Consider the following 23,414-nt stretch of genomic DNA (forward strand, 5'->3'; position numbering starts at 1 on the left):
AACCGGTTGGAGGCGGATGCGCGTGGGCGATCTTCGTGGCATGTCCCTGCGCGCGGTCCTCGGCGCCATCACGCTCCTCCTCGCGGCGTGCCATCGGCCGTTGCCGGATGCGAAGGCGCCCGGCCCCACCCCGCTGCGGCTCAGCCTTCCGGCGTGGGCGCTTGCCGATACCGCGCTGCGCCTCGAGTACCCGTACGACAATCCGCTCACCGTGGAAGGCGCCGCGCTGGGCCGGGCGCTCTTCTACGATAAGGCCCTGAGCGCCGATGGGGCGCTCTCGTGCGCCAGCTGCCACGTCCAGCGCTTCGCCTTCGCCGACAGCGTGCCCCGCTCAACGGGGATGCACGGCCTGCGCACCCTGCGCAACAGCCTGCCGCTGATGAACCTCGCCTGGGACCACTTCTTCTTCTGGGACGCGCGCGCGCTGAGCCTCGAGCTGCAGGCCTTCGAGCCCGTGACCGCCCACCGCGAGCTGGGGACCGACTGGCCCGCCGTGAGCGAGCGGCTCCGGCGGTCGCCGCGCTATCCGCCGCTCTTCGCCGCCGCCTTCGGCGACAACCGCATCGATAGCCTGCGGATCGCCTTCGCCCTGGCGCAGTTCGAGCGGACGCTGGTCTCGCTGGATTCCCGTTTCGACCGGTACTTCTACCTGAAGCAGACGGATGCGCTCACCATGCAGGAGCGGCGCGGCAAGGACCTCTTCTTCACCCGCGCGCACTGCGTGGATTGCCACGAGCCTCCGCTGTTCAAGGGGCATCTTGTGGCCAACATCGGCCTGGACAGCGTGCCCAAGGACCCCGGCCTCGGCGGGCGCACGGGGCTCCCCTGGCACCTTGGCCGCTTCAAGACCCCCAGCCTCCGCAATGTGGCCGTCACCGCCCCCTATATGCACGATGGCCGCTTTGCCACGCTGGAGGAAGCGGTTGATTTCTATGCCGACGGCGTGCGGACCGATGCCACCACCCTCGACGAGCACATGCTGCCCTGGCGGGAGGGCCGGATCCGCCTGAGCCGGCAGGACCGCGCGGACCTGGTGGCCTTCCTGCGGACGCTCACGGACTCGGCCTTCCTCGTCGAGCCGGCATTCGGTCCCCTGGATTGAGCCAGGAGCCGTGCATCCGTGCGATCTTCGCATGCCATGCACACGATGCGCACCACCGCGATCGCACTTGCTTGCGCGCTGCTCGCCACAGCCTGCCGCAAGGATCCCGCGCTGGAATCGCCAGAGGCTTCCACCGGCCCCACGCCCTTGGACCTCGCCATTCCGGCATGGGCGCTGGCCCAGCCCCACCCCATCAACCTCCCCATCAGCAATCCGCTCACCGTGGAAGGCGTGGCACTGGGCCGACGCCTGTTCTACGAGAAGGCCCTCTCCGACAACTACATGCTGAGCTGCGCCAGCTGCCACCAGCAGGAGCATGCCTTCAGCGATCCGCGGCGCTTCTCCCCCGGCACCGACGGCAGCATGGGCACGCGCAACTCCATGCCCATCCAGAACATGGCGTGGGACCACTTCTTCTTCTGGGACGGCCGCGCCGCCTCGCTGGAGGCGCAGGCCCTCGCGCCGGTGACCAACCACCGCGAGATGCGGAATACCTGGCCCGTGGTGGAGGAGCGACTCCGCCGGCTGCCGGACTATCCGGAGCTCTTCCGCAGGGCCTTCGGCACACCGGACATCGACAGCATGCGGGTCGTGCAGGCCATCGCGCAGTTCGAGCGCACCCTGCTCAGCTTCGATTCGCCCTTCGACCGCTACTTCTACGGCGGCGACTCCTCGGCGCTCACGCCGGCGCAACGGCGCGGCTGGGAGCTCTTCACGGGCGAGGCCCAGTGCGACCTGTGCCACATGCCGCCGCTCTTCCAGGACCATGCGCTGCGCAACGTGGGCCTGCCGCCCGGCCCCGATGGCGGCCTGGCCGAGGTCTCCGGCCTCACGCAGGACCGGGGTCGCTTCAAGGTGAACTCCCTCCGCAACATCAGCCTCACCGCGCCCTACATGCACGATGGCCGCTACGCCACCCTGGAGGAGGTGGTGCGCTTCTATGCCGACAGCGTGGTGCTGAGCACGCCCAACCTCGACAACCACATGTGGCCGTGGACCGGCGGCCAGATAGACCTCGATGAGCAGGATCGTGCGGACCTGGTGGCCTTCATGCACGCCCTCACGGACCAGCGGTTCGTCACCGATCCGGCGTTCAGCGACCCGCACTGAGGCCGCTTCCGCGCTGTTCGGCATCTTCGCGGCGCACCCGCGGAATCGTTCATCCCCATCCCCATGCGCCGAACCCTCCTGTTGCAACTGGCCCTCATCGTGGCCCTTCACGCTGCCCATGCGCAGCAGCAGCCCCTCACCCTGCGCGATGCCGTGCTGAAGGCCGGCACCGACCTGGCTCCCGAGCGCCTGCGCGGACTGCAGTGGGTGGAAGGCGCCCAGCGGTACAGCTACGTCAAAGGCGAACAGCTGATGCGCGGCGACCTGGGCAAGACCACTGACCGCACGCTGGTGGAGCTGGGCACGCTGAACGCGCAGCTGCCCGACAGCGCTAAGCTGAAGGGCTGGCCGATGATCACCTGGCAAGCCGGTGACCGCTTCCGTTTCCTGCACAACCAGCGGCTCTATGCTTACGACATCGCGAAGTCCGAATTGCAGGCCGTGACAAGGATCGAGGCTGGTGCCGGTCATGAGGAGATCGAGCCCGGCTCCGGCGCCGTGGCATTCGTGAATGACGACAACGTGCTGGTGATGCGCGCAGGCCAAGGCAAGAACAAACCCACGATGATCACGAGCGATGGCGGCAACGGCATCGTGAACGGCCAGAGCGTGCATCGCAACGAGTACGGCGTGGAGAAGGGCCTCTTCTGGGGGCCGAAGGGCGGCAAGCTGGCCTTCTACCGCATGGACGAATCGATGGTCACCACCTACCAGCTCGAGGACATCGGCACGCAGCCGAGCACCTTCGATGCCATCCGCTACCCGATGGCCGGACAGGCCAGCCACCACGTCACCATCGGCGTTCATGACGTGAACTCGGGCAACACCGTGTTCCTGAAGACCGGTGAGCCGATTGACCAATACCTCACCAACATCAGCTGGGAGCCGGATGAGCAGCACCTGCTGGTGGCGCACCTGGACCGCGCGACGCAGAACCTGCGCATGGTGCGCTACGATGCCGCCACCGGCGAAGCCAAGGGCACCGTATTCACCGAGCGCGACGACAAGTACCTGGAACCGCTGCAGCCGGCGCGCTTCCTGAAGACCCGCCCCACGCAGTTCATCTGGCGCAGCCGGCGCGACGGCTGGCAGCACCTCTACCTCTACGACCTGCGCAAGGGCCTGGTGCGGCAGCTCACCAAGGGCGCCTGGGAGGTGGAGCGCATCGTGGGCCTCGACCCGAAGGAGTCCTTCGCCATCGTGGAGGGCACGGCAACCATCGATTCCGCCGACCCTAGGGGCGCGCTGGAGACGCACCTCTACCGCGTGGACCTGGCTACGGGCCGGACGCTCCGCCTCACCGCCGAGCCGGGCTCGCACCACGGCCAGCTCAGCAGCGACGGCGCCCACGTGATCGACACCTGGAGCAGCCTTGACGTGCCCAACCGCAGCGTGATCCGCAGCACCCGCAACGGCTCCGTGCTGAAGACCCTGGTGAATGCGAAGGACCCCTTCTCCGCGCTGGCCGCCGGAAGGGTGGAGCTGCTCACCATCGATGGCGAGAACGGAGACAGGCTCAATGCCAGGATCATCAAGCCGAGCGGATTCGACCCCGCCCGCCGGTACCCGGTGCTCATCTACGTTTACAATGGTCCGCATGTGCAGCTCGTGTCGAACGCCTTCCTGGGCGGCGCTTCGCCGTGGATGCTGCATGCCGCGGAGCGCGGCTACCTGGTGTGGACCGTTGACGGGCACGGAACCCCGAACCGCGGCAAGGCCTTCGAGCAAGTGATCCACCGGCAGCTCGGGGTGGTGGAGGTGCGCGACCAGCTGCGGGGCGTAGAATGGCTCAAGCGGCAGCCGTGGGTTGACGGCGAGCGCATCGCCGTGCATGGTTGGAGCTACGGCGGCCACATGACAACGGCCATGCTCACCCGTCACCCCGGCACCTTCAAGGCGGGCGTGGCGGGCGGCCCGGTTATGGACTGGCGCCTCTACGAAGTGATGTACGGGGAGCGCTACATGGATACGCCAGCCGAGAATCCCGATGGCTACGCCGTCACCACCCTGCCAACCCTCTGCAAGGACCTGAAGGACCCCTTGCTCATCATCACCGGGGGGAAGGACGACACGGTGTTGCCGGAGCACAGCTATGCGTTCCTGAAGGCTTGCGTGAGCGCCGGTGTCCAGGTGGACTTCTTCAACTACCCCGGCCACGGCCATAACGTGCGCGGCAAGGACCGGCTGCACCTGATGGAGAAGGTCCTCGGCTATATCGATGCCCGCATCGGGCCGGGCCGGCCCTGATCACGAACCCAAGACCCGGGCGAACTACGGCGCGAACCCGGGTGTTGCCTGGGGTAGATTCACCGCCTCACATCCCCTTCCGCTCATGCGCAAATCGCTACTCCTGCTCAGCCTGCTCCCGTTCGCCGCCCTGGCCCAGACCACATGGAACGTCTCTGTGGGCGGCAGCAGCATCGGCGGCACTTCCCCCTACTACAGCCCACAGAACATCACGATCAACGCGGGGGATATCGTTCGGTGGACCAACGTAAGCGGTACGCATAATGTGAATGGCAATCAAACGCTCTTCCCAGGCAATCCGCAGAGCTTCAGTTCCGGCAACGCCGCCAGCGGTGGCTGGAATTACCAGTTCACCTTCACGGTGCCGGGCACCTACAACTACCATTGCACGCAACCGGGCCACTCGGCCACGCAATTCGGATCCATCACCGTGGTGGATCCGAGCACCGGCATCGCCGGCGTGGAAGAGGCGGGCGCTGGCGTGCGGGTCTATCCCTCCCCGGCTACTGACCGGCTGACAATCGAGGCCGGGAGCATCACCCTGCGCCAGGTCTCCATCATCAGCTTGAACGGCGAGGTGGTGGGCAGCGCAGGGGTGCAGCAGGCAGGCCCGGTCTTCCTCGACGTGTCGGGGCTCCCTGCTGCTAATTACTTCGTGCTGCTCACCGACGCGGACGGCCGGATGACCGCCAAGCCGTTCGCCAAGCAGTGATCAGGGCAGCCGGATGATCCGCTTGGATGCCGGTTCCGCACCCGCGACCTCGACGCGCAACACGTAGCCACCGGATGGCAGCCCGCTCAAGGGCACGGTAAAGGAGGAGCTGCCCGCCGGGAGCGGCCCATCGTGAATCACGCGCACCACGCGCCCCATGGCATCCGCCAGGGTCAGGCGCGCCGGAGCCGTGCAATGGAGCTCCACCCATGCCGTGGCATCGCCGACGGCCGGATTGGGGTGGGCATGGAGCCCGGGCACCGGCACCGCGCGCTGCGCCATGCCGGTGCCGAGCGCCACGGGTACGGCCAGGGCCGCGGTGGAGGCGATGCTCAGCTTGGCGAGCTTCTCGTAATAGGGCACATCGAAGTGCTGGACTCGGTCATTGGGCGTGTGGTAGAACGGATTGCCGTCGGCGTTGAACTCCTCGATGATGAGCACCGCCCCATAGCCCTCGGTCCAGAAGGATGCATGGTCGCTGTAGGTGGCGCCGGGATCGGTGCGGATGAGGTCGAGCCCGATGGCGTATTGCTCATGCACGGAGAACACGGTATCGGCGATGGCCTGCGAATTGGCTATGGAGCGGGTGTGCACGCGGGCCTTGGCATCGCCATTGCCGTCGTAGGCGATGGCATCCATGTTCACCACCGCCTTGATGAGGGCATCGTCCGCAGCCATGTCGCCCGCATAGAAGGCGCTGCCGATCTTGCCCTGCTCCTCCTCGTCCCACAGGGCGAAGACGATGGGATGGACGAAGTCGATGTCGCGCAGCACGCGCGCGGCCTCGAGCACCGCCGCCACCCCGCTGCCATCATCGTCGGCTGCAGGGGCATTGGTGAGGCTGCCGGGCATGGCATCGTAGTGCGCGCAGATGATCACGATCTCCTCCGTGGCCCCATTGCCCGGCTTGGTCACGAGGATGTTGCGCCCCGTGGCGTTGAAGGGCTGCAGCACCGGTGCATAGCCCAGCTCCATGAGCTTCTGCTCCAGCCAGGCCTGCGAGAGGTCGTTGCCGGGATTGTTCTTGTGCCGGCTGAGGAGGGTGTGCTCGGTACCGGCGATGCGCACGGGCACCTCACCGCTCAGTTCGCCCACCCAGCGCATCATGGAGTCGATGCGCACCTCCTCGATCACGGCTTGGATGACAGGATGCTGACCATGGACGCGGAACGCCAGGGCGAGCGGGAGCAGCAGGAGCAGGAGGTGGAGGCGCATGCCTAAAGGTAGTCGCGTTCTCAGTAGGCCACCACGCGCTCCACGAACCGGCGGCCCCCTGCCTCGATGGTGACGAGGTAGGTGGCAGCGCCCTGAGGCAGCCTCACCGTCCAGGAACGCTCGCCGCCGGGCCTGTACTCGGCGATGCGCGCGCCCTTCAGGTCATGCACCGTGATGCGTGCAGTGCGCGCATCGAGGCCCTCCACGCGCAGCAATCCGTCGCGCACCGGGTTGGGGAACACGCGTATGCCCGCCTCCGCCAGGTTGTCGAGGCCCAGGCTCATGTCCACCACCACCTTCTCCTTCACCAGCACGGGCGAGCCGTCCTCCGCCTCATACATATCGCGGAACGAGTCGATCTCGGGAGTGCTGAAGGCGAACATCTCCTCCATCCAGCGCGGCGGTGCGGACTGGTACCACACGCGGGCCTCCACGGTGATGGCGCCGGAGTAGCCGTTCATCGGCACCTGGTAGTGGGTGATGTCGGAGCCGCTGCCCTCCAAGCCGTTCTCATCGCGGTTGAAGTCGATGTCCTCCGCAGGGACCCCGGCGATGAGCGTGGTGTCGTAGGAAGGATGGCTGGTGGTGAAGCCCAGCGGGGTGAGGCGGTTGTCCTTCAACGGGAAGAGCGCGCGCTCGAGCACGGTGGTCTTGTCGCCGTTCACGTCGCCCATCACCATCTCATAGATCTGGGCCTGATCCGGACTGGTTATCACATCGTGGTGCGGCTCCCAATCGGCATCATGCCCCACCACCTCGTAGGTGCCGTCCCAATTCCCGCTGCGGAAGATGGTGTTGCCATCGGAGTCCTTCACGTGCAGCTCCAAAAAGGCCCGACGCGCCGGGTAGCCGCTGGGAAACTTGTGGCCGGCGAGGTTGGTGAGCTTCACATCGATCCACGCCGTCTCCGCGGTGCGGTCGATCACGAAGGTCTCCAGCAGGAGCGTCTGCTGCTGCAGCATGCGCGTGGTGCGCGCGATGGTGCTGTCGAAGCGGACCGAGCTGGCCGTGAGCTCCAGCTCGGCGATGTTGTGCTTGAGCAGGTTCAGCATGAAGACGTTGGCGCCGGCGAAGTGGTGCTTCCCGAACGGGCTCCGTGGGGTTAGGAAGTCGTAAAGCGCGGAGATCACGATGGCATCGTTGGTGCGCGGCATGTGGCAGGCCTGGCAGCTCACCCCGTTCTCAGGATCCGCCTCGGTATTGTAGGCCGAATTCACCCACTCGTGGTAGGTGGCCTGCTCCACGAAGGTGTCGCCGGTGAGGTTGCCCTCGAGGTCGGCCGTCTCGGTGACGAGGGTGTGGCAGCCGGCGCAGAAGGCACCCTCGTTCACATGCGCCCCGTACAGCGGGTTGTAGCCCACGAAGCTCTCCATGGGCGCACCGAAGAGGGGGGGATCATCGTCATCGCCGTAGGGGCCATAGACCACGCCGGGGTCGAAGCGCAGCTCACCGCTGAAGTGCAGGCCGAGGCTGTCGGCGCTCTGCATGTGGCAGGCGATGCAGCTGACGCCGTCGAGCGCCACGGGGTCCTGCACCATCTCGGCGATGCTGTAATGCCCGAGGCCCATCATGAACTTGTCGTGCCGGCCCATGGGCGCGTGGCAGCTGGTGCACTTGTCCTCCAGGGCCGATTGATGACTGGGGTTCACGCTCACCTCGTGGCTCACCTTGGCGCGCCAGAAGGGGTCGCGGGCGCTGTTCGCCATCATGGTGCTGCGCCAGTCGTCCATGGTGTTCACGTCATGCCCGTTGGCATCGCGGTTGGCGAAGACCGGCCCGACGTTGTCCGGCCCGTGGCAGCCGTAGCAGTCGCCGCTTGCGCGGAAGAAGTTGTTGGCACCGCTGGCCAGGCCCTGGCCGCCGCCGCGGAAGGCCTCCAGCTCGGCGGGCGTGTGATAGGCCTTCGCCTTGGGCAGGGCCCCTTGGTCCCACGCCACCAGCAGGCCGATGGTGGCGATGGTTCCGAGGAGGATGAGCGTGCGGACGGAGAGCGTACGGATGCGGTTCATGGTTCCTGGCGCAGGGGCGGGAAAGTTAGGGGAGTCACCGCCTGGAGCATGCCATGGTTTCCGCTGGCCTTGAAGACCAACGGACGGGTCTTCCCGCATGTTGGCACCGACGCCCGGGGGCCTCAGCTGCCGCGCTGGCCTCCCCTGCGAACGGCGGCGGCCTTCGGGGCCGCGCTGGTGCCGCCTGGCTTCACCTTGGCGGCCGCATCGGCCTTCTTCTTCACCGCCTTCTCCACGGTCTTCTTGGCTGGGGCCTCCTCCTTGTGCTCCGGCTCCTTGCCCTTGGCGGCATCGGCCTTGGCGAACTCGCCCGCCTTCAGCAGCAGGCCGTACCAGGTGAAGAGCTTCCGGACATCGCTGGGATAGATACGCTCCCGGTCAGCGGTGGGAAGCGCCTTGGTGAGCGCCGCCCACAGCGCCTCATCATCGCCCTTCGGATCGGCCGCCTCGCCGCCGCCGTTCGCCTCGTACAGCCTGGAGAGCACCTCCTTCAGCGGGACGTCTTCGCCGGTGGTGAACATGCTGATCTCATCGAGGCTGCTCATGCGGACGCTCATGGGCACCGGATTGCGCTTGCCATCGACGAGCGACTCGGTGATGACCGCCTGGCGGCCTTGGGCAACGACGCGATGAAGGCCTGGCTTGCCGGTGATGGTGATGATCTTGCTGAGGTCCATTGGCGCATGGCCAACGCGAATCGGTCGCGGGGCCGGGGCAAACTTAACGATGCAATGCGGGCCCGGAGCCGCCATCTTCGCATCATGGCGTTCTCCAGCGACCTCCAGCGCGGGTTCTCCGGCTTCTTCCGGGCGCACGGCTTCATCCGTCGCAACGGCATGGCCTGGATGTACCTGCTGCCCGCCGCCCTGTGGATCGTGCTCACCATCGGCTTCATCTGGGCCATGGAAGCCGCCGTAGACCAGGCGGCAGCCTGGGCAACGGCCAACCTGAGGCTCGAGGCTGATGCCCAGGAGCACGAGGCCATGCAGGAGGCCAAGGGCTGGCTGAACAGCGCGAGCCATTGGCTGGTGCGCTGGACGGTGCGGCTGGGCGTGATCTACCTGCTCTTCGTGGCCAACAAGTACCTGGTGCTCATCCTGCTCTCCCCGCTCTTCGCCTATGCCAGCGAACTGGCCGAGGAGCGCCTGACGGGCCGGGCCTATCCCTTCAGCTGGGGGCAACTGATGAGGGATGCCTTCCGGGGCGCGCTCATCGCGCTGCGCAACGGTGTGCTGGAGCTGCTGGTCTCGGTGGTGGTCTGGGTGGCCACCTTCTTCCTGCCGATTGCGGGCCCTGTGAGCTTCATCCTCCTCTTCACCGTCTCGGCCTACTTCTATGGCTTCTCCATGTTCGATTACGTGTACGAGCGCCGCCGCATGCGCATCGGGGAGCGGTCCCGCGCGGTGAATGCGCAGTTCGGGGCCGTCATCGCCAACGGCGCCTGCCTCAGCCTGCTGATGAAGGTGCCGCTGATCGGCCTGATGATGGCCCCGCTGATGGCCAGCGTTGGCGCCGTGATCAGCACCGTGGAGCGCGAGGGGAGCGCCCGCCTGCCCATCGAATGAGAGCGGCGGCCCTTGGGCCGCCGCTCCGTATCGTCCGGTCCGCGATCACTTCCGAGCGGGCTTCGCGGAGCCCTTCACAGGCGCAGGGGCGGGCACGGGTGCGGGGGCCTCGGCCTTGGGCTCTTCCGCCGGCTTGCGCTCCACCACCGTCATCTCGTTCACCAAGTGGCCGGCGCCGGCCAGTTTATCGATGCACCACAGGACATAGCGGATGTCCACACTGATGGTGCGCTGAAGCTCGGGCTCGAACGCGATGTCGCCGCTCATGGCCTCCCAGTTGCCATCGAAGGCGATGCCGATGAGTTCGCCATTGCCGTTCAGCACGGGGCTGCCGCTGTTGCCGCCGGTGATGTCGTTGTTGCTGATGAAGCAGGTGATGAGGTTGCCTGTCTCATCGGCGTAGCGGCCGAAGTCCTTCTTCAGCAGCAGCTCCTTCTGGCGGGCGGGCACGATGAACTCATCGTTGGTGGGGTCCTCCTTCTCCAGGATGCCCTTGTGGGTGGTCTCGAAGCTGTAGAAGGCGCCGTCCATCGGCACGTAGCTGCCCACCGTGCCGTAGGTGAGGCGCATGGTGCTGTTGGCGTTGGGGTACCAGCTCTTGCCCGGCTCCATCTCGCGCATGGCCGCCACCATCAGGCGGTAGCCTTTCTGGATGTCGTCCTCGGTGGCGCCGACCGCCGGCCCGATGACGTTGCGCCAGTGGTTGAGGCAGCTCTCGGCGGCCTGAAAGCCCAGGTCCTTCTGCAGCGCCTTCAGCGTGGGCTTGGCCAGGAAGGCCTCAAGGCGCTTCTTGTCGGTGAGCAGGCTGGTGGCGAAGACCGCCTTCGCCCACGCCTCGGTATTGCCCTTGAACTTCTTCTCGATGGTGGAAACGACGCCCGGCTGCAGGTCGCGCTCCACATCGCTGCGCAGGAGCGCGAACATGGCGGCGGTCACCTTCTCGTCGGTGGCGGGGTTATAGTCCTTCCAGAAATCTTCGGCCATGGCCTGCACCTGCGCCACCGCAGCGCTCACCTTGGCGGCATCCTTGGGGTCGCTCTCCAGCTGGCCCTTGAGGCCCATGAGGCGGAAGCCCAGTACCACCATCTCGCTGCCGAATGCGGCCTCCTCCATGTAGGTGCTGGCCTTCTCGAACTTGGCCCGGTCGGAGTAGCCGCGCTCGAGCAGGCTGATGATCTCGCCGTACTTGGCCTTGCGGCCGGCGTCGGCGCTCACCCATGCCATCAGGGCCTCCTCCTGGGACTTCTTCTTGTCATAGACCCGCAGGCGCTTAAGGCCCCGCTGCTGGCCGATGAAGTACTTCCAGTAATTGCTGATGCTGGCGTACTTGCTGGCGTACTGGATGCGCACGGCATCGCTGGCGTCCATGTCCTGCTTCATGATCTCCAGCTTCTTCCCGCGGATCTTCACGCGGCTGGGCTGCTCGATGTCGAGGGCGAGCTTCACGCCGTGGCTGCTGAGGAAGCGGTCGGTGCTGCCGGGGTAGCCCATCACCATGGCGAAGTCGCCCTCCTTCACGCCGGCGATGCTCACGGGGAAGTGGTGCCGGGGCTTGAACGGGATATTGGCCTCGCTGGGGTCGGCGGGCTCGCCATCGGGGCCGGTGTAGACGCGGAAGAGGCAGAAGTCGCCCGTATGGCGGGGCCACATCCAGTTGTCGGTGTCGCCGCCGAACTTGCCGATGGCGCTGGGCGGCACGCCCACCAGGCGCACATCGCGGTAGGTCTTGTACACGAAGAGGTAGAACTCATTGCCTTCGAACATGGTCTTGAAGTCGGCGCTCAGGCCGTTCTCCTTGCCCACGGCGGCCTTCAGCTTGCCGGCCACCTCCTGGATCTTCTCGTTCCGCTGGTCCTCGGTCATGCCATCGTTGAGCTCGGCCATCACCTGGGCGGTGACATCATCGATCCGCTGCAGGAAGCTCACGCTGAAGCCGGCGGGGAGCTCCTGCTTGCGGTCCATGGCATAGAAGCCGTTGGTGAGGTAGTCGTTCTGGACGCTGCTCAGGCCCTGCACCGCATCGTACCCGCAGTGGTGGTTGGTGAGGAAGAGGCCCTCGGCGCTCACCATCTCCCCGCTGCAGAATCCGCGGCCAAGGCGCACCACCGCGTCCTTGAGCCCGCTTCTGTTGATGTCGTAGATGTCCTCGGCGGTGAGCTTGAAGCCGAGCTTCTGCATCTCGGCCTCGTTGACCTGCTTGAGCTTGGTGAGCAGCCACATGCCCTCGTGGGCATTGGCGGCCAGGGCCACCACGGCGGCCAGGAACAGGGAAAGGAACTTCTTCATGCTTGAGGGGTTGGTTCGGTCCGTACCGGCCGTATCGCGCCGGCAGGGGCGCCAAATGTAGCCCGTTCGCCCTTCCGTGACGGACGGTTGAGGGACCAACGGAGCACGGTGTGATGGGCCCTAGGGTTCCGTCTGCAAGGGCTTCCAAGGCACCGGGAGCAGCAGGGCCTCGATGTCGGCCACCAGCTGCTTGAAGGCCTGCGGCTGGCCAACGCGCCCCATCACGCGCTTGTCCTTGCCGTTGGCGGCGATGCGCAGGAAGGTGCTGGGCAGGTCGGTGACCTCGGCGTCGTACTTGTCCTGCATGGCGAAGAAGCCCTTCTCCTCGGCCAAGGCGAGGATGGTGCGCAGCGTGTCGGCGCCGATGCGCGCAGCATGGCGCCCCTCCTTCTCCATGTTCAGCCGGCCGTCGTACACGGCATAGCCCGAGCGGTACAGGTCGATCCGGTAGGCCTTGCAAGGCCCGAAGCACGGGGTGCGCTCCAGGCTCATGAAGAGCGAATCGGCCGGCGCGGCGCCGCCCAGCTGCGGCACGGCAGGAGCCGGCGTTGCGGCGGCGGCGGGCTCAGGGTCGGGACCGGGGTCACCGGCCGAGGCCTGGCGGTTGCCGGAACAGGCCAAGGCCATTGCGGCCAAGGAGAGCAGGATGATGTGCTTCATGATGCGTGCTTAGCGAATGGCGTGCCTCAGCGGCCGCCCTGCCCAAACCTATTCATTCGCCCGGCACAGCGGGCAGGCCGGCCGTCGCCTCCAGGGGCATCCCCCACGGATTCACTTCCGCCGCTGCTGCTGCTTCTGCATCTCCTCAAGGCGCTGCTGCCACTTGCTCTTCTTCTTCGGCGTGCGCATGTTCCTCTCGAGCTGTAGGCGGAGCTTGCCCTCGTCCACGAACCAGCTCTTGAGAACGGTCATCTGCAGGATGCTGATGATGTTGGCCAGCAGGTAGTAATAGCTGAGGCCCGCGCTGAAGTTGTTCAGGAAGAACAGCATCATGATGGGGAAGAGCCAGATGAGCAGCTTCATGCTGGGCATGCCCTGCTGGGTGGGCATCTGCTTCTGGTTGATCAGCGAGTACACGATGGTGCTGGCCGCCATGAGCAGGGTGAATAGGCTGATGTGGTTGCCGTAGCTGTCGCTGAGCAGCGGGATGTACTGGCTCCACTCGAAGATGCTGTCGTAGCTGCTGAGGTCATCGGCCCAGAGGAAGCGCTCCTGCCGCAGCTCGATGCTGGCCGGGAAGAACCGGAACATGGCATAGAGCACCGGCAGCTGGATGAGCATGGGCACGCAGCCGCTGGCGGGGTTGACACCGGCCTTGCGGTAGAGGTCCATGGTGGCCTGCTGCTTCTTCAGCTGGTCGCCATCCTTGAACTTCTCGTTGATGGCGTCCATCTCTGGCTTGAGCACGCGCATCTTGGCACTGGAGACCAGGTTCTTGTAGGTGAGCGGCATCAGCAGCAGCTTGATGACCACGGTGAGCACCAGGATGATGATGCCATAGCTCCAGCCCCAGCCGTCGAGCCAGTTGAAGATGGGGATCACCAGCCACTGGTTCATCCAGCCGAAGATGCCCCAGCCCAGGTCCATGATCTTCTGGAAGTCGGCGATCTCCGTACGGCGCAGGGTGCCGAAATGGTTGGGGCCGAGGTAGTAGCGCATGGCCACGGCCGGCTCCGCATCGCGGCCCTTCTCGAAGAGCAGCTTGGCGGCGTAGTGCTTGGTGTGCGTGGCGGCGGTGAGCGGAGTGATGGCCACCTCGCTGCCGTTGCTGGAGAAGCCCTCCTCGCTGACCATGGCCACCGTGAAGAAGTTCTGCTTGAAGGCCACCCAGTTGGTGCGGCCCTCGAGGCGCAGCTGGTCGGCGTCCGTCTCGCTGAGGTAGTTGCGATCGTCGTTGAAGTACTTGTAGTAGACCCCGCATTTCTGCACCTCGCTGGGCTGGTGCTTCTCGTTGCTGAGTCCGGCGATCTCCCAGCGGAACAGCAGGTTGCGGGGGTCCACCTCGCCCTTCATGCCGGCGAACTCCATGGTGGCGTGCATGAAGTAGGAGGCGCTGTCGAGGCGGTAGGTGATGCGCAGGCTCTTCGCCGGGTCGGTGGTGGGGGCCGTGAGGCGCACCGCGTCGGGACCGAGCTGCTCCGCGCTGAAGTACAGGTCGCGGGTGCTGAGATCGGCGGCGCCCACGATGAACTTGAGCTCATAGGTGCCCGAGTCGGGATCGGCCAGCACCAGCGGCTTCTGCCCGTAAGTGCGGTACTCCTTCAGCAGCATCACCAGCGGCCGGGCGCCATGCGTGCTGAGGGTGACCTGCAGGCGTTCGTTGGCGATGGTGACATCCTTGGCCTCGCCCTGGCTGGCCGGAGCGAAGGGACCGTAGCGCTTGGTGAGTGCGGCGGCCCGCAAGCTGTCCACCAGGGCCGAATCGGCGGGCGAGAGGCTATCGGGGAGGGCCGCCACCGGCGGCGCCTCGGCGGGTGAAACGGCCTGCTTGGCCTCGGCCTCCGCGGCCAGCTGCTGGGCGGTTACCTGCGCCAGGCTGTCCTGCTCACGCGCATAGCGGGCACGCTCCTCCTCGCTGGGCATGGTCCATAGGGTGTAGCCGAAGAGGATGGCCACGATGAGGATGATGCCGATGACTGAATTCCTGTCCATTCCTTGGGTTTGACCTTCCGCGGGTAGGGCTTCGCGAGGGCGGGCGAAGATAGCCGGGCAGCGGTAGTGGGCGCGGAGGGCGGGCGGGGCGTGGGTGGCGATCAGGCCTGCGCCTTCCCCACGACCGGCTCGACCTGCTTCATTGGCCGCTTTCACGCACGCGATGAAGAGCGGGTGCGGCTTGGCCACCGGGCTGCGCTACTCGGGGTGGAACGACGCCCACGAACCCGGGATGGCCATTCACCTCCACGATCTCCACCAGCTTGCCCTGCGGGTTCAGGCCCGTGGCGCGCATGCCGGGCTTCTGGCAGACCTCGAGGCAGGCGCTGTTGAAATCGTAGCCGCGGCCCTTGGTTTGACATTCCCTGCACTAGCTTCATCCCTCCATGACCAAATGCCATGACACATCTGCCCCCCCCGGCACAGATCTGAACGGAATCGCTGGCTCGAAAGGGAATAAGCGATTGTTCACGCGCCTCCTCCCGGTCCTTGCCCTGATCCTCTTCACGCTTGCACCCTTTGCTCAAACGAAGGCGCAGACCATCACCATCTACAACGACACCGGAGTGGCTCTTTACCTGAACCCGTTCTATGCCGCCTCTTGCACACCACCATGGACACAGGGCACGGCGTGCTTTCCCGTCGCTGCCAACAGCAGCACGACCTGGACGCCCCCTTCCGGTGTGTGGTACGGCTTCAAGATTTATTGCGACTTCGGCTGCCCGGGCTCTCCGGCGGGTAGTGTATCGTGTGGTGGATCTCGCAGGCCCTTTGACTGCGGTGGGCCCACCTACTACACCGGCGTGGATGGCAACGAGGTCAGGATCTACGAGCTATGAGAACCGCGCCAAACCATCCGATAACGTTCGGCAATGCACTCGTGTGCATCCTGGTGCTTGCACTCCCTGCCCTGACCAGGGGTCAATTGCGCAATGCGAACTGGCTCTTGTCCAATTATTGGATCTCCTTCGCCAATGGAGCTCCCGAGAACCTTCCTCCGTCGCCAACAACTTCCGCTGCGGCCTGCCTCAGCGATACCCTCGGCAACTTGCTCGTCTACTTCACAGCCAGTGGCAGCGGAGTTGGGATATGGAGCGCTGACCACGTGCCTGTTGCTGGCAATCCGTCGTTTGATGGGCACTTCACTGCGGTACAACAGTCCACCATCTTCGTACCCAAACCCGGCGATCCGGAACGGGCCTACCTCATCGCGTGGAACCGAATCCCCTTGGCAGAGACACACCGTTTCGGCCTGCTGGAGATCTTCCTTGGCAATGCTACCGATCCCCCGCAAGTGCTAAGCACCGAGTACACCTGGTTCATGGAAGGTGCCGCGTGCAAACGAATGGTGGTGCCTCATGCGAACGGTGAGGATTATTGGTTCATCGCGCAAATGGCAGGCGCGAATGAGTATCATGCCTACCTGATCACCAGCTTGGGCCTCTCAACCACACTGGTGATCAGCAATGCCGGCGCCCTAGTACCATTGAATTTCGGGAACGGGAAGCTGATTCCGACCGTCGAAGGCACTCGCTTCGTTTCGGTCTCAGAAACGAGCGGCTACACCGGGGAACCAGTCATCGTGCCAAGCATCGTTGAGATCCACTCCTTCGACCCCAGCACAGGCATCATCCAGCATCAGCACACGCTCGATATCACCACCCGTGCAGACGGCGTGGAGTTCAGTCCATCCGGCAGATACCTGTACGGGGTGCATTGGTCGATTTCTAGCGACCAAACGCAGAGCTATCACGCGCTTTACCAGTATGACCTGGAGGCGAGCGATCCGAACCTCTCACCCTTGCTGATGGACAGCTATGTGATAGGCGGATTGAGCGGGTACAGCACCAATATCCTCTGCCATGCACCCGATGGCCGCATCTACATGAGCCGCTACACGCAAAGCATGGGCGTGATCAGCGCGCCGAACCTGCCCTACCCGCAATGCGATTATGTGCATGACGGCTACTTGGCAGCCAACCCTCCACCCAGCCTGCCCTCCTTCATCAAGCGCTACAACGACCCGCCGCCCTTGGGGCCGATGGGTATCAGTGGCCGTACCGCACCTGCCGCAGCCACCGTGCTACCCAACCCGCTTAGCGGCCACGGCGAGTTGCGGTGGCCCGGTGCAAGTGGAGCGGTGGCGCTGCAATGGATGGATGCTCAGGGCCGCTTGGTGCGTAGCGAGGCACGCACGGTGCAAGGCGATCGGGTAGCGTTGGATGCCGGTGGTCTTGCGGCGGGGCAATACCTGCTCCGCGCGATGCCAAGAGACGAGGCACCCGTAGTCCTTCGCGTGAGCGTAGAGGAATAATGGCTGGTTGGGACTTCTTGTTTCCGGACTCGTTGGAATTAGCTTCAACCCTCCAGAACCTCAACGCCATGAAGTTGCTGCCCCCCCTACTGAAGCGCTCTGCGTTCAGCGATTCTCACGCTGTATCATTCACGAGACTGCTCTCGATGGCAACCCTGTTCGTGCTTATGCCGACGCAAGGGCGCGAAGCACAGGCGCAAACCATCACCATCTACAACGATACCGGGCAAGCCTTTTCTCTGAACCCTTTCATTTCCACCACATGCACACCTCCAGGGAGCCAGCAAACGGCCTGCATTACGGTGACCGCCGGCAATAGCAATACCTACAACCCGCCGAGCGGCTATGCCTGGTACGGCTTCAAGATCCACTGCGGGACTGACTGCATCAACTTTCCTCTCGCAGGCAGTACGTCTTGCGCTGGAGGCAGACCCTTTGACTGCGGCGGAACTACCTACTACACCGGCGTGGATGGCAATGAAGTACGAATCTCCGAGTGATGAAGACAGCACACCTTGCCCGGAGAATGCGCACTAAGTTGCTCGCCTCCATCTTGCTTTGCTCGCTGCCTGCTCTGGCCCGAGGTCAACTACGCAACGCCAACTGGCTCTTTAGCAACGATTGGATCTCCTTCGCCAGTGGAGCACCTGTGAACCTGCCATCTGTTTCAACCACCGCGACGTCCAGTTTAAGTGATAATGCAGGGAATTTGCTCGCTTACTTCACGGACAGTGGGGGCGGTGGGGGCGATATCGGTGTACGGGGCACGGACCACGAACTCATGCCGGGCAACCCGACTTTCAATGGGTACTTCTCTGGGCTGCAACAGTCAGCCATCTTCATTCCCAAACCGGGCGATTCGGAGCGTGCCTACTTGATTGCATGGAATCGAATCCCATGGGTGGAGACCCATCGCTTCGGCATGCTGGAGATCTTCCTGGGCAATGCCACCGATCCTCCGCAGGTGCTGAGCGCGGAATACGCTTGGTTCATGAATGGGGCAGCGTGCAAGCGCATGGTGATTCCTCATGCTAACGGGGAGGACTACTGGTTCGTGGGGCAAATGGCGGGCACCAACGCATATCATGCCTACCTGATCTCCAGTGCAGGCCTTTCCTCCACGCCAGTGATCAGCAATGCTGGCGCGGTGATTCCCATGCATTTCAAGAACGGCAAAATGATCCCCACCGTTGGTGGAACCCGCTTCGTGTCGGTCTCAGAAACCCTCAACTATGGCGGACCCACCATTGAGCCAAGCATCGTTGAGGTCCACACGTTCGACCCCAGTACGGGTCTGATCCAGCACCAGCACACGCTGGACATCAACACGCGGGTGGATGGCGTGGAGTTCAGTCCCTCCGGCAGCATTCTATACGTTGTGCAATGGTCAATCTCAGGCGACCAGACGGAGAGCTATCACGCCCTTTACCAGTATGACCTGGAGGCGAGCAATCCGAACCTCCTGCCCGTGCTCATGGACAGCTATGTGATAGACGGATTGTCCGGGATCACCGCCAACGTGCTCAGCCAGGCTCCTGATGCGCGGATTTACATGAGCCACTACACGCAAAGCCTAGGCGTGATCAACGAACCTGACCTGCCCTTTCCGCAATGCGAATACGTGCATGACGGCTTTGTGTCGACCAGTGAGTCATCCGGGCTCCCCTCCTTCATCAAGCGCTACAATGACCCGCCGCCCTTGGGGCCGATGGGAGTCCGTGATCCAACCTCCAATCGATTGGCCATTGTGCAACCAAACCCGGTAACCGGCGCCGGCGAGCTGCGCCTTTCCGGTGCAACAGGTCCAGTTTCGCTGGAATGGCTGGATGTTCAAGGCCGTGTGGTACGCAAGAGCACTACCTCGGCCATCGCCGACAGGATGCCCGTGGATGCCACGGGGCTTGCCGATGGCCATTACCTATTGCGTGCGCAGGTGGGGGAGAAGGCACCGGTGGTGGTGCGGGTGAGCGTGGAACGTTAGAGGGTGTTGGCACTGTCCCCCTCCGCACATGCGCCCTCCTCCTACGCTTCCGCCTTCTCGCCCTTGCTCACCGCCGCCTTGGTGGCCGCCTCCACAAAGCCGATGAACAGCGGGTGCGGGCGGGCAACGGTGCTGCGGTACTCCGGGTGGAACTGCACGCCGATGAACCAGGGGTGCCCCTTGACCTCCACGATCTCCACCAGCTTGCCCTGCGGGTTGATGCCGGTGGCCAGCATCCCGGCCTTCTTGTAGCTCTCCAGGTAGCTGTTGTTGAACTCGTAGCGGTGGCGGTGGCGCTCGGTGATGTCCTTGCGGCCATAGACCTGCAGGGCCAGACTGCCTTCGCCCAGCTTGCAGGGGTAGGCCCCCAGGCGCATGGTGCCTCCTTTGTTCTCCACGTTCTTCTGCTCCTCCATCATGGCGATGACGGGGTGCGGGGTATCGGCGTTCATCTCGGTGCTGTTGGCACCCTCCAGGCCCAGCACGTTGCGCCCGAACTCGATTACCGCGCACTGCATGCCCAGGCAGATGCCCAGGAAGGGAATGCCGTTCTCCCGGGCGTGGCGGATGGCCTCCACCTTGCCCTCGATGCCGCGATGCCCGAAGCCCGGCGCCACCAGGATGCCGCTGAGGCCCGCGAGCTGTTTGGCCACGTTCTTGGCGTTCAGCTTCTCGCTGTGCACCCACTTGATGTGCACCTTGGTCTCGTTGGCCGCGCCGGCATGTTCCAGCGCCTCCTTGATGCTCTTGTAGGCATCGTGCAGCTCCACGTACTTGCCCACCAGGCCGATGTGCACTTCGTACTGCGGCTGCTTGTAGCGGCGCAGGAAGTCCTTCCAGGCCGTGAGGTCGGCCTCCGGATAACCGTCGATGCCCAGTTTGCGCAGCACCACCTGGTCCAGCCCCTCCTCCTGCATCAGCAGAGGCACGTCGTAGATGGTCTCCGCATCGCGGCTCTCGATCACCGCCTGCGCGTCCACGTTGCAGAACAGCGCGATCTTCTCCTTCATGCCCTTCTGCATGGGGTGCTCGGTGCGGCACACCAGCACATCGGGCTGCACGCCCAGGCTCAGCAGCTCCTTCACGCTGTGCTGGGTGGGCTTGGTCTTCAGCTCTCCGCTGGTCTGCAGGTAGGGCAGCAGGGTGAGGTGGATGGTGAGGCAGTCGCGCCCCTTCTCCCACTTCAGCTGGCGGATGGCCTCCACGTAGGGCAGGCTCTCGATGTCGCCCACGGTGCCGCCCACCTCGGTGATCACGAAGTCGTAGATGCCCTTGCGGCCCAAGGCCTGGATGTGGCGCTTGATCTCGTCGGTGATGTGCGGGATCACCTGCACGGTCTTGCCGAGGTACTCGCCGCGCCGCTCCTTGCTGATGACGTTCTGGTAGATGCGGCCGGTGGTGACGTTGTTGGCCTTGCTGGTGGGCACATCGAGGAAGCGCTCGTAATGGCCCAGGTCGAGGTCGGTCTCAGCGCCGTCCTCCGTCACGAAGCACTCGCCGTGCTCATAGGGATTGAGCGTGCCGGGGTCGACGTTGATGTAGGGGTCGAGCTTCTGGATGGTGACCGTGAAGCCGCGTGCCTGCAGGAGCTTGGCCAGGGAGGCCGAGATGATGCCCTTGCCGAGGCTGGAGGTCACCCCGCCGGTGACGAAGATGTACTTGGTGGAGCCCGTCATCGCTGGTGAGAGGGCTCCTGGACGAGCCGCGATCACGGGGCGTAAAGATAGGCCGCGGCGGCGGGACGCCCGTGACGCTTGTACCCCTTGTGGATAACTGGCGGCGATCGTGGGATCCCCGGCGGCGCTAGAACCTGAAGCTGACGCCCGCGCTGGGCAGCAGGGGCAGCTGGTTCACGCGCTCGTAGCGCACCCGGTCGAAGTAGAAGATGTTCTCGCGGTCCAGCGCGTTGGTCACCCCCAGGTCGAGCTCCAGGCTGGTGTGCTCATCGAAGCGCCAGGTCTTGGTCACGCCCACGTCCACGCGCGCGTAGGCCGGCAGCCGCCCGTCGTTGAGCTTGCCGAAGATGATGGCGAGGTCCGCGTTGCTGGTGGCGTAGTCGGTGTTGATGTCGCCGTTGAAGGGCACCGAGCCGTAGAAGCCCTGGGTGCGCGTGAAGGGGAAGCCCGATCCGTAGTTCCAGCGCACGTTCACCTTCCAGGCGTCGAACTTGCCGAAGGCGTAGCTGGCCACCAGGTTGAGGTTGTGCCGGCGGTCCCAGACGGGGTTGTATTCCTGCACGCCGTCGTAGCGGTCCACGAAGGTGTAGCTGTACACGCCCCAGAGGTAGAGCTGGCCCTTCTCGTACTTCAACTGCAGGTCGGCGCCATAGGCCTGGCCGGTCTCCACGATGAAGTCCTTCTTGAGCTCCTCGGGCTTGTCGGCGAATTCGGGGGTGTCCTCGAAGTACTTGTTGCGGTTGATGTTGGTGACCTGGCGGAAATCCTTGAAGTAGACCTCGAAGTTGAGTGTGAGCTCACGCGAGAGGTCGTGCTCGATGCCGGCCACGTAATGGTTGGCGCGCTGCAGGGGGTCCTTCAGCTCGCGCTTGGTGCCATCGCGCAGGCTGATGTCGCGCGGCAGGTTCTCCGGCGAGGAGAGGAAGCCGTAGAAGAGGTTCACCACGTCGCGGTCGTTGTTGGCGGCCACGAGGTTCTGGCTGTAGCGGCCGGCAGCGGCCTTGAAGCGCCAGTTCTCGCTGATGTTCCACTTGACCCCCAGGCGGGGCTCGATGTTGGCCACGCTGAGCGAAGCGTAGTAGTGCAGCCGCACGCCGGGGTCCACGATGAGCTTGCCCAGCTTCTTGCGGTAGTTGAAGTAGCCGGCGATCTCCGAGGTGTTCTCCTCCTGGATGAAGGAGCGGCCCAGTTCGTTGAAGAAGGTGAAGTTGGTGCGGAAGCCGAGCACCTCCACGCCGTAGCGCGCCTCGTCATCGCCCATGAAGTACTTGAAGTTGAGCGCGCCGTTGAAGCCGGTGATCTCGCTGGAGCGAGGCTGCAGCTCGGCCTCGGTGAGCTCGATGCCGTAGCGGCTGTACGAGAAGACCCCATCGATGAGCACCGCCGACCCGGCGGGCACCAGCACGAAGTTGGTGCCTGCGCCCCAGTTCTGCCACTCCAGGTCGCTGACGCCGCGGTAGTTGACGCCATCGGTGAAGTTGAAGCCGAAGAGGTTGAATTTGCTGCCGTTGGCGCCATTGAAGGAGAGCTTGCCATAGGCATCGGTGAAGCGGAAGGGCAGGCCCAGGGTGTCGTTCACGTTGCGGTAGAGGGTCTTGCTGGTCTGGTCCAGGTAGCTGTGGCGCAGGTTGAGCAGGTAGCTGCTGGACCCATCGCCGGGCTCCTTCTGCTTCTTGATGGGCCCCTCGAGCAGCGCCTTGGCGGCGAAGGTGCTGGCGCTGACCTTGCCGCTGAGCCGATTGCGGTTGCCGTCGCGCGTGGTGATGTCCATCACCGAGCTGATGCGCCCGCCGAACTCGGCGTTGTAGCCGGCAGTGTAGATGTCGGCGTTGCGGATGATGTCGTTGTCGAATACGCTGAAGAGGCCGATGCTGTGGAAGGGGTTGTACAGGACCATGCCGTCCAGCATCACCTTGTTCATGATGGGCGAGCCGCCGCGCACATAGAGCTGGCCGCCCTGATCGCCCGTGAAGATGACGCCCGGCACCACCTGCAGGTACTGGGCCAGGTCGGCCTCGCCCCCCACGGCCGGCATGCGCTCGATCTGCTTGGGGGTGAGCTTGGTGACGCTCATGCGCACCTGCGACTGGGCCTCCTGCTTCTCGGCGCTCACCTCCACCTCGCCGATGCGGATGGAGGCCTTCACCAGATAGAGCTTCTCGGTGAGGATCTGGCCTTGGTTCAGCGTCACCTGCTTCTCCAAGGGCTCATAGCCCAGGTAGGTGACCTGCAGCGTGCTCTGGCCCACGGGCGCCTTGCTGATGGAGAAGTAGCCGTTCACATCGGTGGCGGCCCCGATGGTGGTGCCCTTGAGCACCACGTTGGTGAAGATGACCGGCTCGCCGCTGTCCTTGTCATAGACGAAGCCCCGGATGGTGCCGGTCTGAGCCATGGCGGCGGGAAGGACGAGCAGCACGGCCAGGAGGGCGGCCAGCTTCAGCGGTGAGCGCATCATGGAAATGGTTCCTTGCAAGGCGGCTAAGGTAGAAGTTGCCCGCAAGGGGGAGCGGCCGTTGGATGGGCGGTCAGCACCGGTGGCTGCCGG

18 protein-coding genes are annotated in these 23,414 nt (G+C 64.6%); 9 read left to right on the plus strand and 9 right to left on the minus strand.

What is annotated here, in order from left to right; genetic code table 11:
* The first annotated feature begins 40 nt into the window (after positions 1-40).
* From QY325_09670 to QY325_09685, 4 genes are all read left to right on the plus strand, one after another.
* Positions 41-1,102, plus strand: coding sequence for a cytochrome c peroxidase (locus QY325_09670; protein ID WKZ65030.1), 1,062 nt, complete (start codon positions 41-43; stop codon positions 1,100-1,102).
* A 36-nt stretch (positions 1,103-1,138) separates the two neighbouring features.
* Positions 1,139-2,212 (plus strand): cytochrome c peroxidase, encoded by a 1,074-nt coding sequence (locus tag QY325_09675; protein ID WKZ65031.1) that lies wholly within the window; start codon positions 1,139-1,141, stop codon positions 2,210-2,212.
* Positions 2,213-2,275: 63 nt separating this feature from the next.
* Entirely contained in the window at positions 2,276-4,459 is a 2,184-nt protein-coding gene (locus tag QY325_09680; GenBank protein ID WKZ65032.1) for a DPP IV N-terminal domain-containing protein, read from the plus strand.
* An 85-nt stretch (positions 4,460-4,544) separates the two neighbouring features.
* Entirely contained in the window at positions 4,545-5,171 is a 627-nt protein-coding gene (locus QY325_09685; protein WKZ65033.1) for a plastocyanin/azurin family copper-binding protein, read from the plus strand.
* On the opposite strand, the gene QY325_09690 is transcribed toward QY325_09685, so the two are convergent.
* The 3 genes from QY325_09690 to QY325_09700 all read right to left on the minus strand — a co-directional run bounded on the left by QY325_09690 (position 5,172) and on the right by QY325_09700 (position 9,072).
* Positions 5,172-6,386, minus strand: a complete 1,215-nt coding sequence (locus QY325_09690; GenBank protein WKZ65034.1) for a M20/M25/M40 family metallo-hydrolase — start codon at positions 6,384-6,386, stop codon at positions 5,172-5,174.
* Positions 6,387-6,406: 20 nt separating this feature from the next.
* On the minus strand, positions 6,407-8,395 hold the full coding sequence (locus QY325_09695) for a T9SS type A sorting domain-containing protein (protein ID WKZ65035.1): 1,989 nt from the start codon (positions 8,393-8,395) through the stop codon (positions 6,407-6,409).
* Positions 8,396-8,517: 122 nt separating this feature from the next.
* Complete coding sequence (locus QY325_09700; GenBank protein WKZ65036.1) at positions 8,518-9,072, minus strand: DUF5606 domain-containing protein; 555 nt, start codon at positions 9,070-9,072, stop codon at positions 8,518-8,520.
* 84 nt (positions 9,073-9,156) lie between these two features.
* Here QY325_09700 and QY325_09705 point away from each other — a divergent pair, with 84 nt between their 5' ends.
* A complete protein-coding gene (locus QY325_09705; GenBank protein ID WKZ65037.1) occupies positions 9,157-9,960 on the plus strand; it encodes an EI24 domain-containing protein in 804 nt (267 codons plus the stop codon).
* A gap of 45 nt (positions 9,961-10,005) precedes the next feature.
* On the opposite strand, the gene QY325_09710 is transcribed toward QY325_09705, so the two are convergent.
* The 4 genes from QY325_09710 to QY325_09725 form a co-directional block, all read right to left on the minus strand.
* Positions 10,006-12,246, minus strand: coding sequence for a S46 family peptidase (locus QY325_09710; GenBank protein WKZ65038.1), 2,241 nt, complete (start codon positions 12,244-12,246; stop codon positions 10,006-10,008).
* 120 nt (positions 12,247-12,366) lie between these two features.
* A complete protein-coding gene (locus QY325_09715; GenBank protein ID WKZ65039.1) occupies positions 12,367-12,906 on the minus strand; it encodes a DUF6438 domain-containing protein in 540 nt (179 codons plus the stop codon).
* Between the two features lie 111 nt (positions 12,907-13,017).
* Entirely contained in the window at positions 13,018-14,898 is a 1,881-nt protein-coding gene (gene yidC, locus QY325_09720; GenBank protein ID WKZ65040.1) for a membrane protein insertase YidC, read from the minus strand.
* A 139-nt stretch (positions 14,899-15,037) separates the two neighbouring features.
* The gene (locus QY325_09725) at positions 15,038-15,193 is read right to left on the minus strand and encodes a hypothetical protein (protein WKZ65041.1); all 156 of its coding nucleotides are present in this window, start codon (positions 15,191-15,193) and stop codon (positions 15,038-15,040) included.
* Positions 15,194-15,362: 169 nt separating this feature from the next.
* Between QY325_09725 and QY325_09730 the strand changes: the two genes are divergently transcribed.
* The 4 genes from QY325_09730 to QY325_09745 all read left to right on the plus strand — a co-directional run bounded on the left by QY325_09730 (position 15,363) and on the right by QY325_09745 (position 19,193).
* On the plus strand, positions 15,363-15,737 hold the full coding sequence (locus QY325_09730) for a hypothetical protein (protein ID WKZ65042.1): 375 nt from the start codon (positions 15,363-15,365) through the stop codon (positions 15,735-15,737).
* Entirely contained in the window at positions 15,734-17,212 is a 1,479-nt protein-coding gene (locus QY325_09735; protein WKZ65043.1) for a hypothetical protein, read from the plus strand. The genes QY325_09730 and QY325_09735 overlap by 4 nt, the downstream gene beginning before the upstream one ends.
* A gap of 68 nt (positions 17,213-17,280) precedes the next feature.
* A complete protein-coding gene (locus tag QY325_09740) occupies positions 17,281-17,712 on the plus strand; it encodes a hypothetical protein (protein WKZ65044.1) in 432 nt (143 codons plus the stop codon).
* Entirely contained in the window at positions 17,712-19,193 is a 1,482-nt protein-coding gene (locus QY325_09745) for a T9SS type A sorting domain-containing protein (protein ID WKZ65045.1), read from the plus strand. The genes QY325_09740 and QY325_09745 overlap by 1 nt, the downstream gene beginning before the upstream one ends.
* A gap of 41 nt (positions 19,194-19,234) precedes the next feature.
* Here QY325_09745 and QY325_09750 read toward each other — a convergent pair whose 3' ends face one another.
* Both QY325_09750 and QY325_09755 read right to left on the minus strand, forming a co-directional pair.
* The gene (locus QY325_09750) at positions 19,235-20,869 is read right to left on the minus strand and encodes a CTP synthase (GenBank protein ID WKZ65046.1); all 1,635 of its coding nucleotides are present in this window, start codon (positions 20,867-20,869) and stop codon (positions 19,235-19,237) included.
* Between the two features lie 127 nt (positions 20,870-20,996).
* Positions 20,997-23,324, minus strand: coding sequence for a TonB-dependent receptor (locus QY325_09755; GenBank protein ID WKZ65047.1), 2,328 nt, complete (start codon positions 23,322-23,324; stop codon positions 20,997-20,999).
* Positions 23,325-23,414 lie beyond the last annotated feature (90 nt).

Source organism: Flavobacteriales bacterium (assembly GCA_030584065.1).
Taxonomy (GTDB): domain Bacteria; phylum Bacteroidota; class Bacteroidia; order Flavobacteriales_F; family PHOS-HE28; genus PHOS-HE28.

Excerpts from the sequence above, each read along its gene's own strand:
- QY325_09740 (WKZ65044.1), top strand. The coding sequence starts at position 17,281 with ATGAAGTTGCTGCCCCCCCTACTGAAGCGCTCTGCGTTCAGCGATTCT.
- QY325_09670 (WKZ65030.1), top strand. The coding sequence starts at position 41 with ATGTCCCTGCGCGCGGTCCTCGGCGCCATCACGCTCCTCCTCGCGGCG.
- QY325_09685 (WKZ65033.1), top strand. The coding sequence starts at position 4,545 with ATGCGCAAATCGCTACTCCTGCTCAGCCTGCTCCCGTTCGCCGCCCTG.
- QY325_09750 (WKZ65046.1), bottom strand. The coding sequence starts at position 20,869 with ATGACGGGCTCCACCAAGTACATCTTCGTCACCGGCGGGGTGACCTCC.
- QY325_09680 (WKZ65032.1), top strand. The coding sequence starts at position 2,276 with ATGCGCCGAACCCTCCTGTTGCAACTGGCCCTCATCGTGGCCCTTCAC.
- QY325_09675 (WKZ65031.1), top strand. The coding sequence starts at position 1,139 with ATGCACACGATGCGCACCACCGCGATCGCACTTGCTTGCGCGCTGCTC.
- QY325_09715 (WKZ65039.1), bottom strand. The coding sequence starts at position 12,906 with ATGAAGCACATCATCCTGCTCTCCTTGGCCGCAATGGCCTTGGCCTGT.
- QY325_09745 (WKZ65045.1), top strand. The coding sequence starts at position 17,712 with ATGAAGACAGCACACCTTGCCCGGAGAATGCGCACTAAGTTGCTCGCC.
- QY325_09695 (WKZ65035.1), bottom strand. The coding sequence starts at position 8,395 with ATGAACCGCATCCGTACGCTCTCCGTCCGCACGCTCATCCTCCTCGGA.
- QY325_09735 (WKZ65043.1), top strand. The coding sequence starts at position 15,734 with ATGAGAACCGCGCCAAACCATCCGATAACGTTCGGCAATGCACTCGTG.
- QY325_09725 (WKZ65041.1), bottom strand. The coding sequence starts at position 15,193 with ATGCGCGCCACGGGCCTGAACCCGCAGGGCAAGCTGGTGGAGATCGTG.
- QY325_09710 (WKZ65038.1), bottom strand. The coding sequence starts at position 12,246 with ATGAAGAAGTTCCTTTCCCTGTTCCTGGCCGCCGTGGTGGCCCTGGCC.
- QY325_09755 (WKZ65047.1), bottom strand. The coding sequence starts at position 23,324 with ATGATGCGCTCACCGCTGAAGCTGGCCGCCCTCCTGGCCGTGCTGCTC.
- yidC (WKZ65040.1), bottom strand. The coding sequence starts at position 14,898 with ATGGACAGGAATTCAGTCATCGGCATCATCCTCATCGTGGCCATCCTC.
- QY325_09700 (WKZ65036.1), bottom strand. The coding sequence starts at position 9,072 with ATGGACCTCAGCAAGATCATCACCATCACCGGCAAGCCAGGCCTTCAT.
- QY325_09705 (WKZ65037.1), top strand. The coding sequence starts at position 9,157 with ATGGCGTTCTCCAGCGACCTCCAGCGCGGGTTCTCCGGCTTCTTCCGG.
- QY325_09690 (WKZ65034.1), bottom strand. The coding sequence starts at position 6,386 with ATGCGCCTCCACCTCCTGCTCCTGCTGCTCCCGCTCGCCCTGGCGTTC.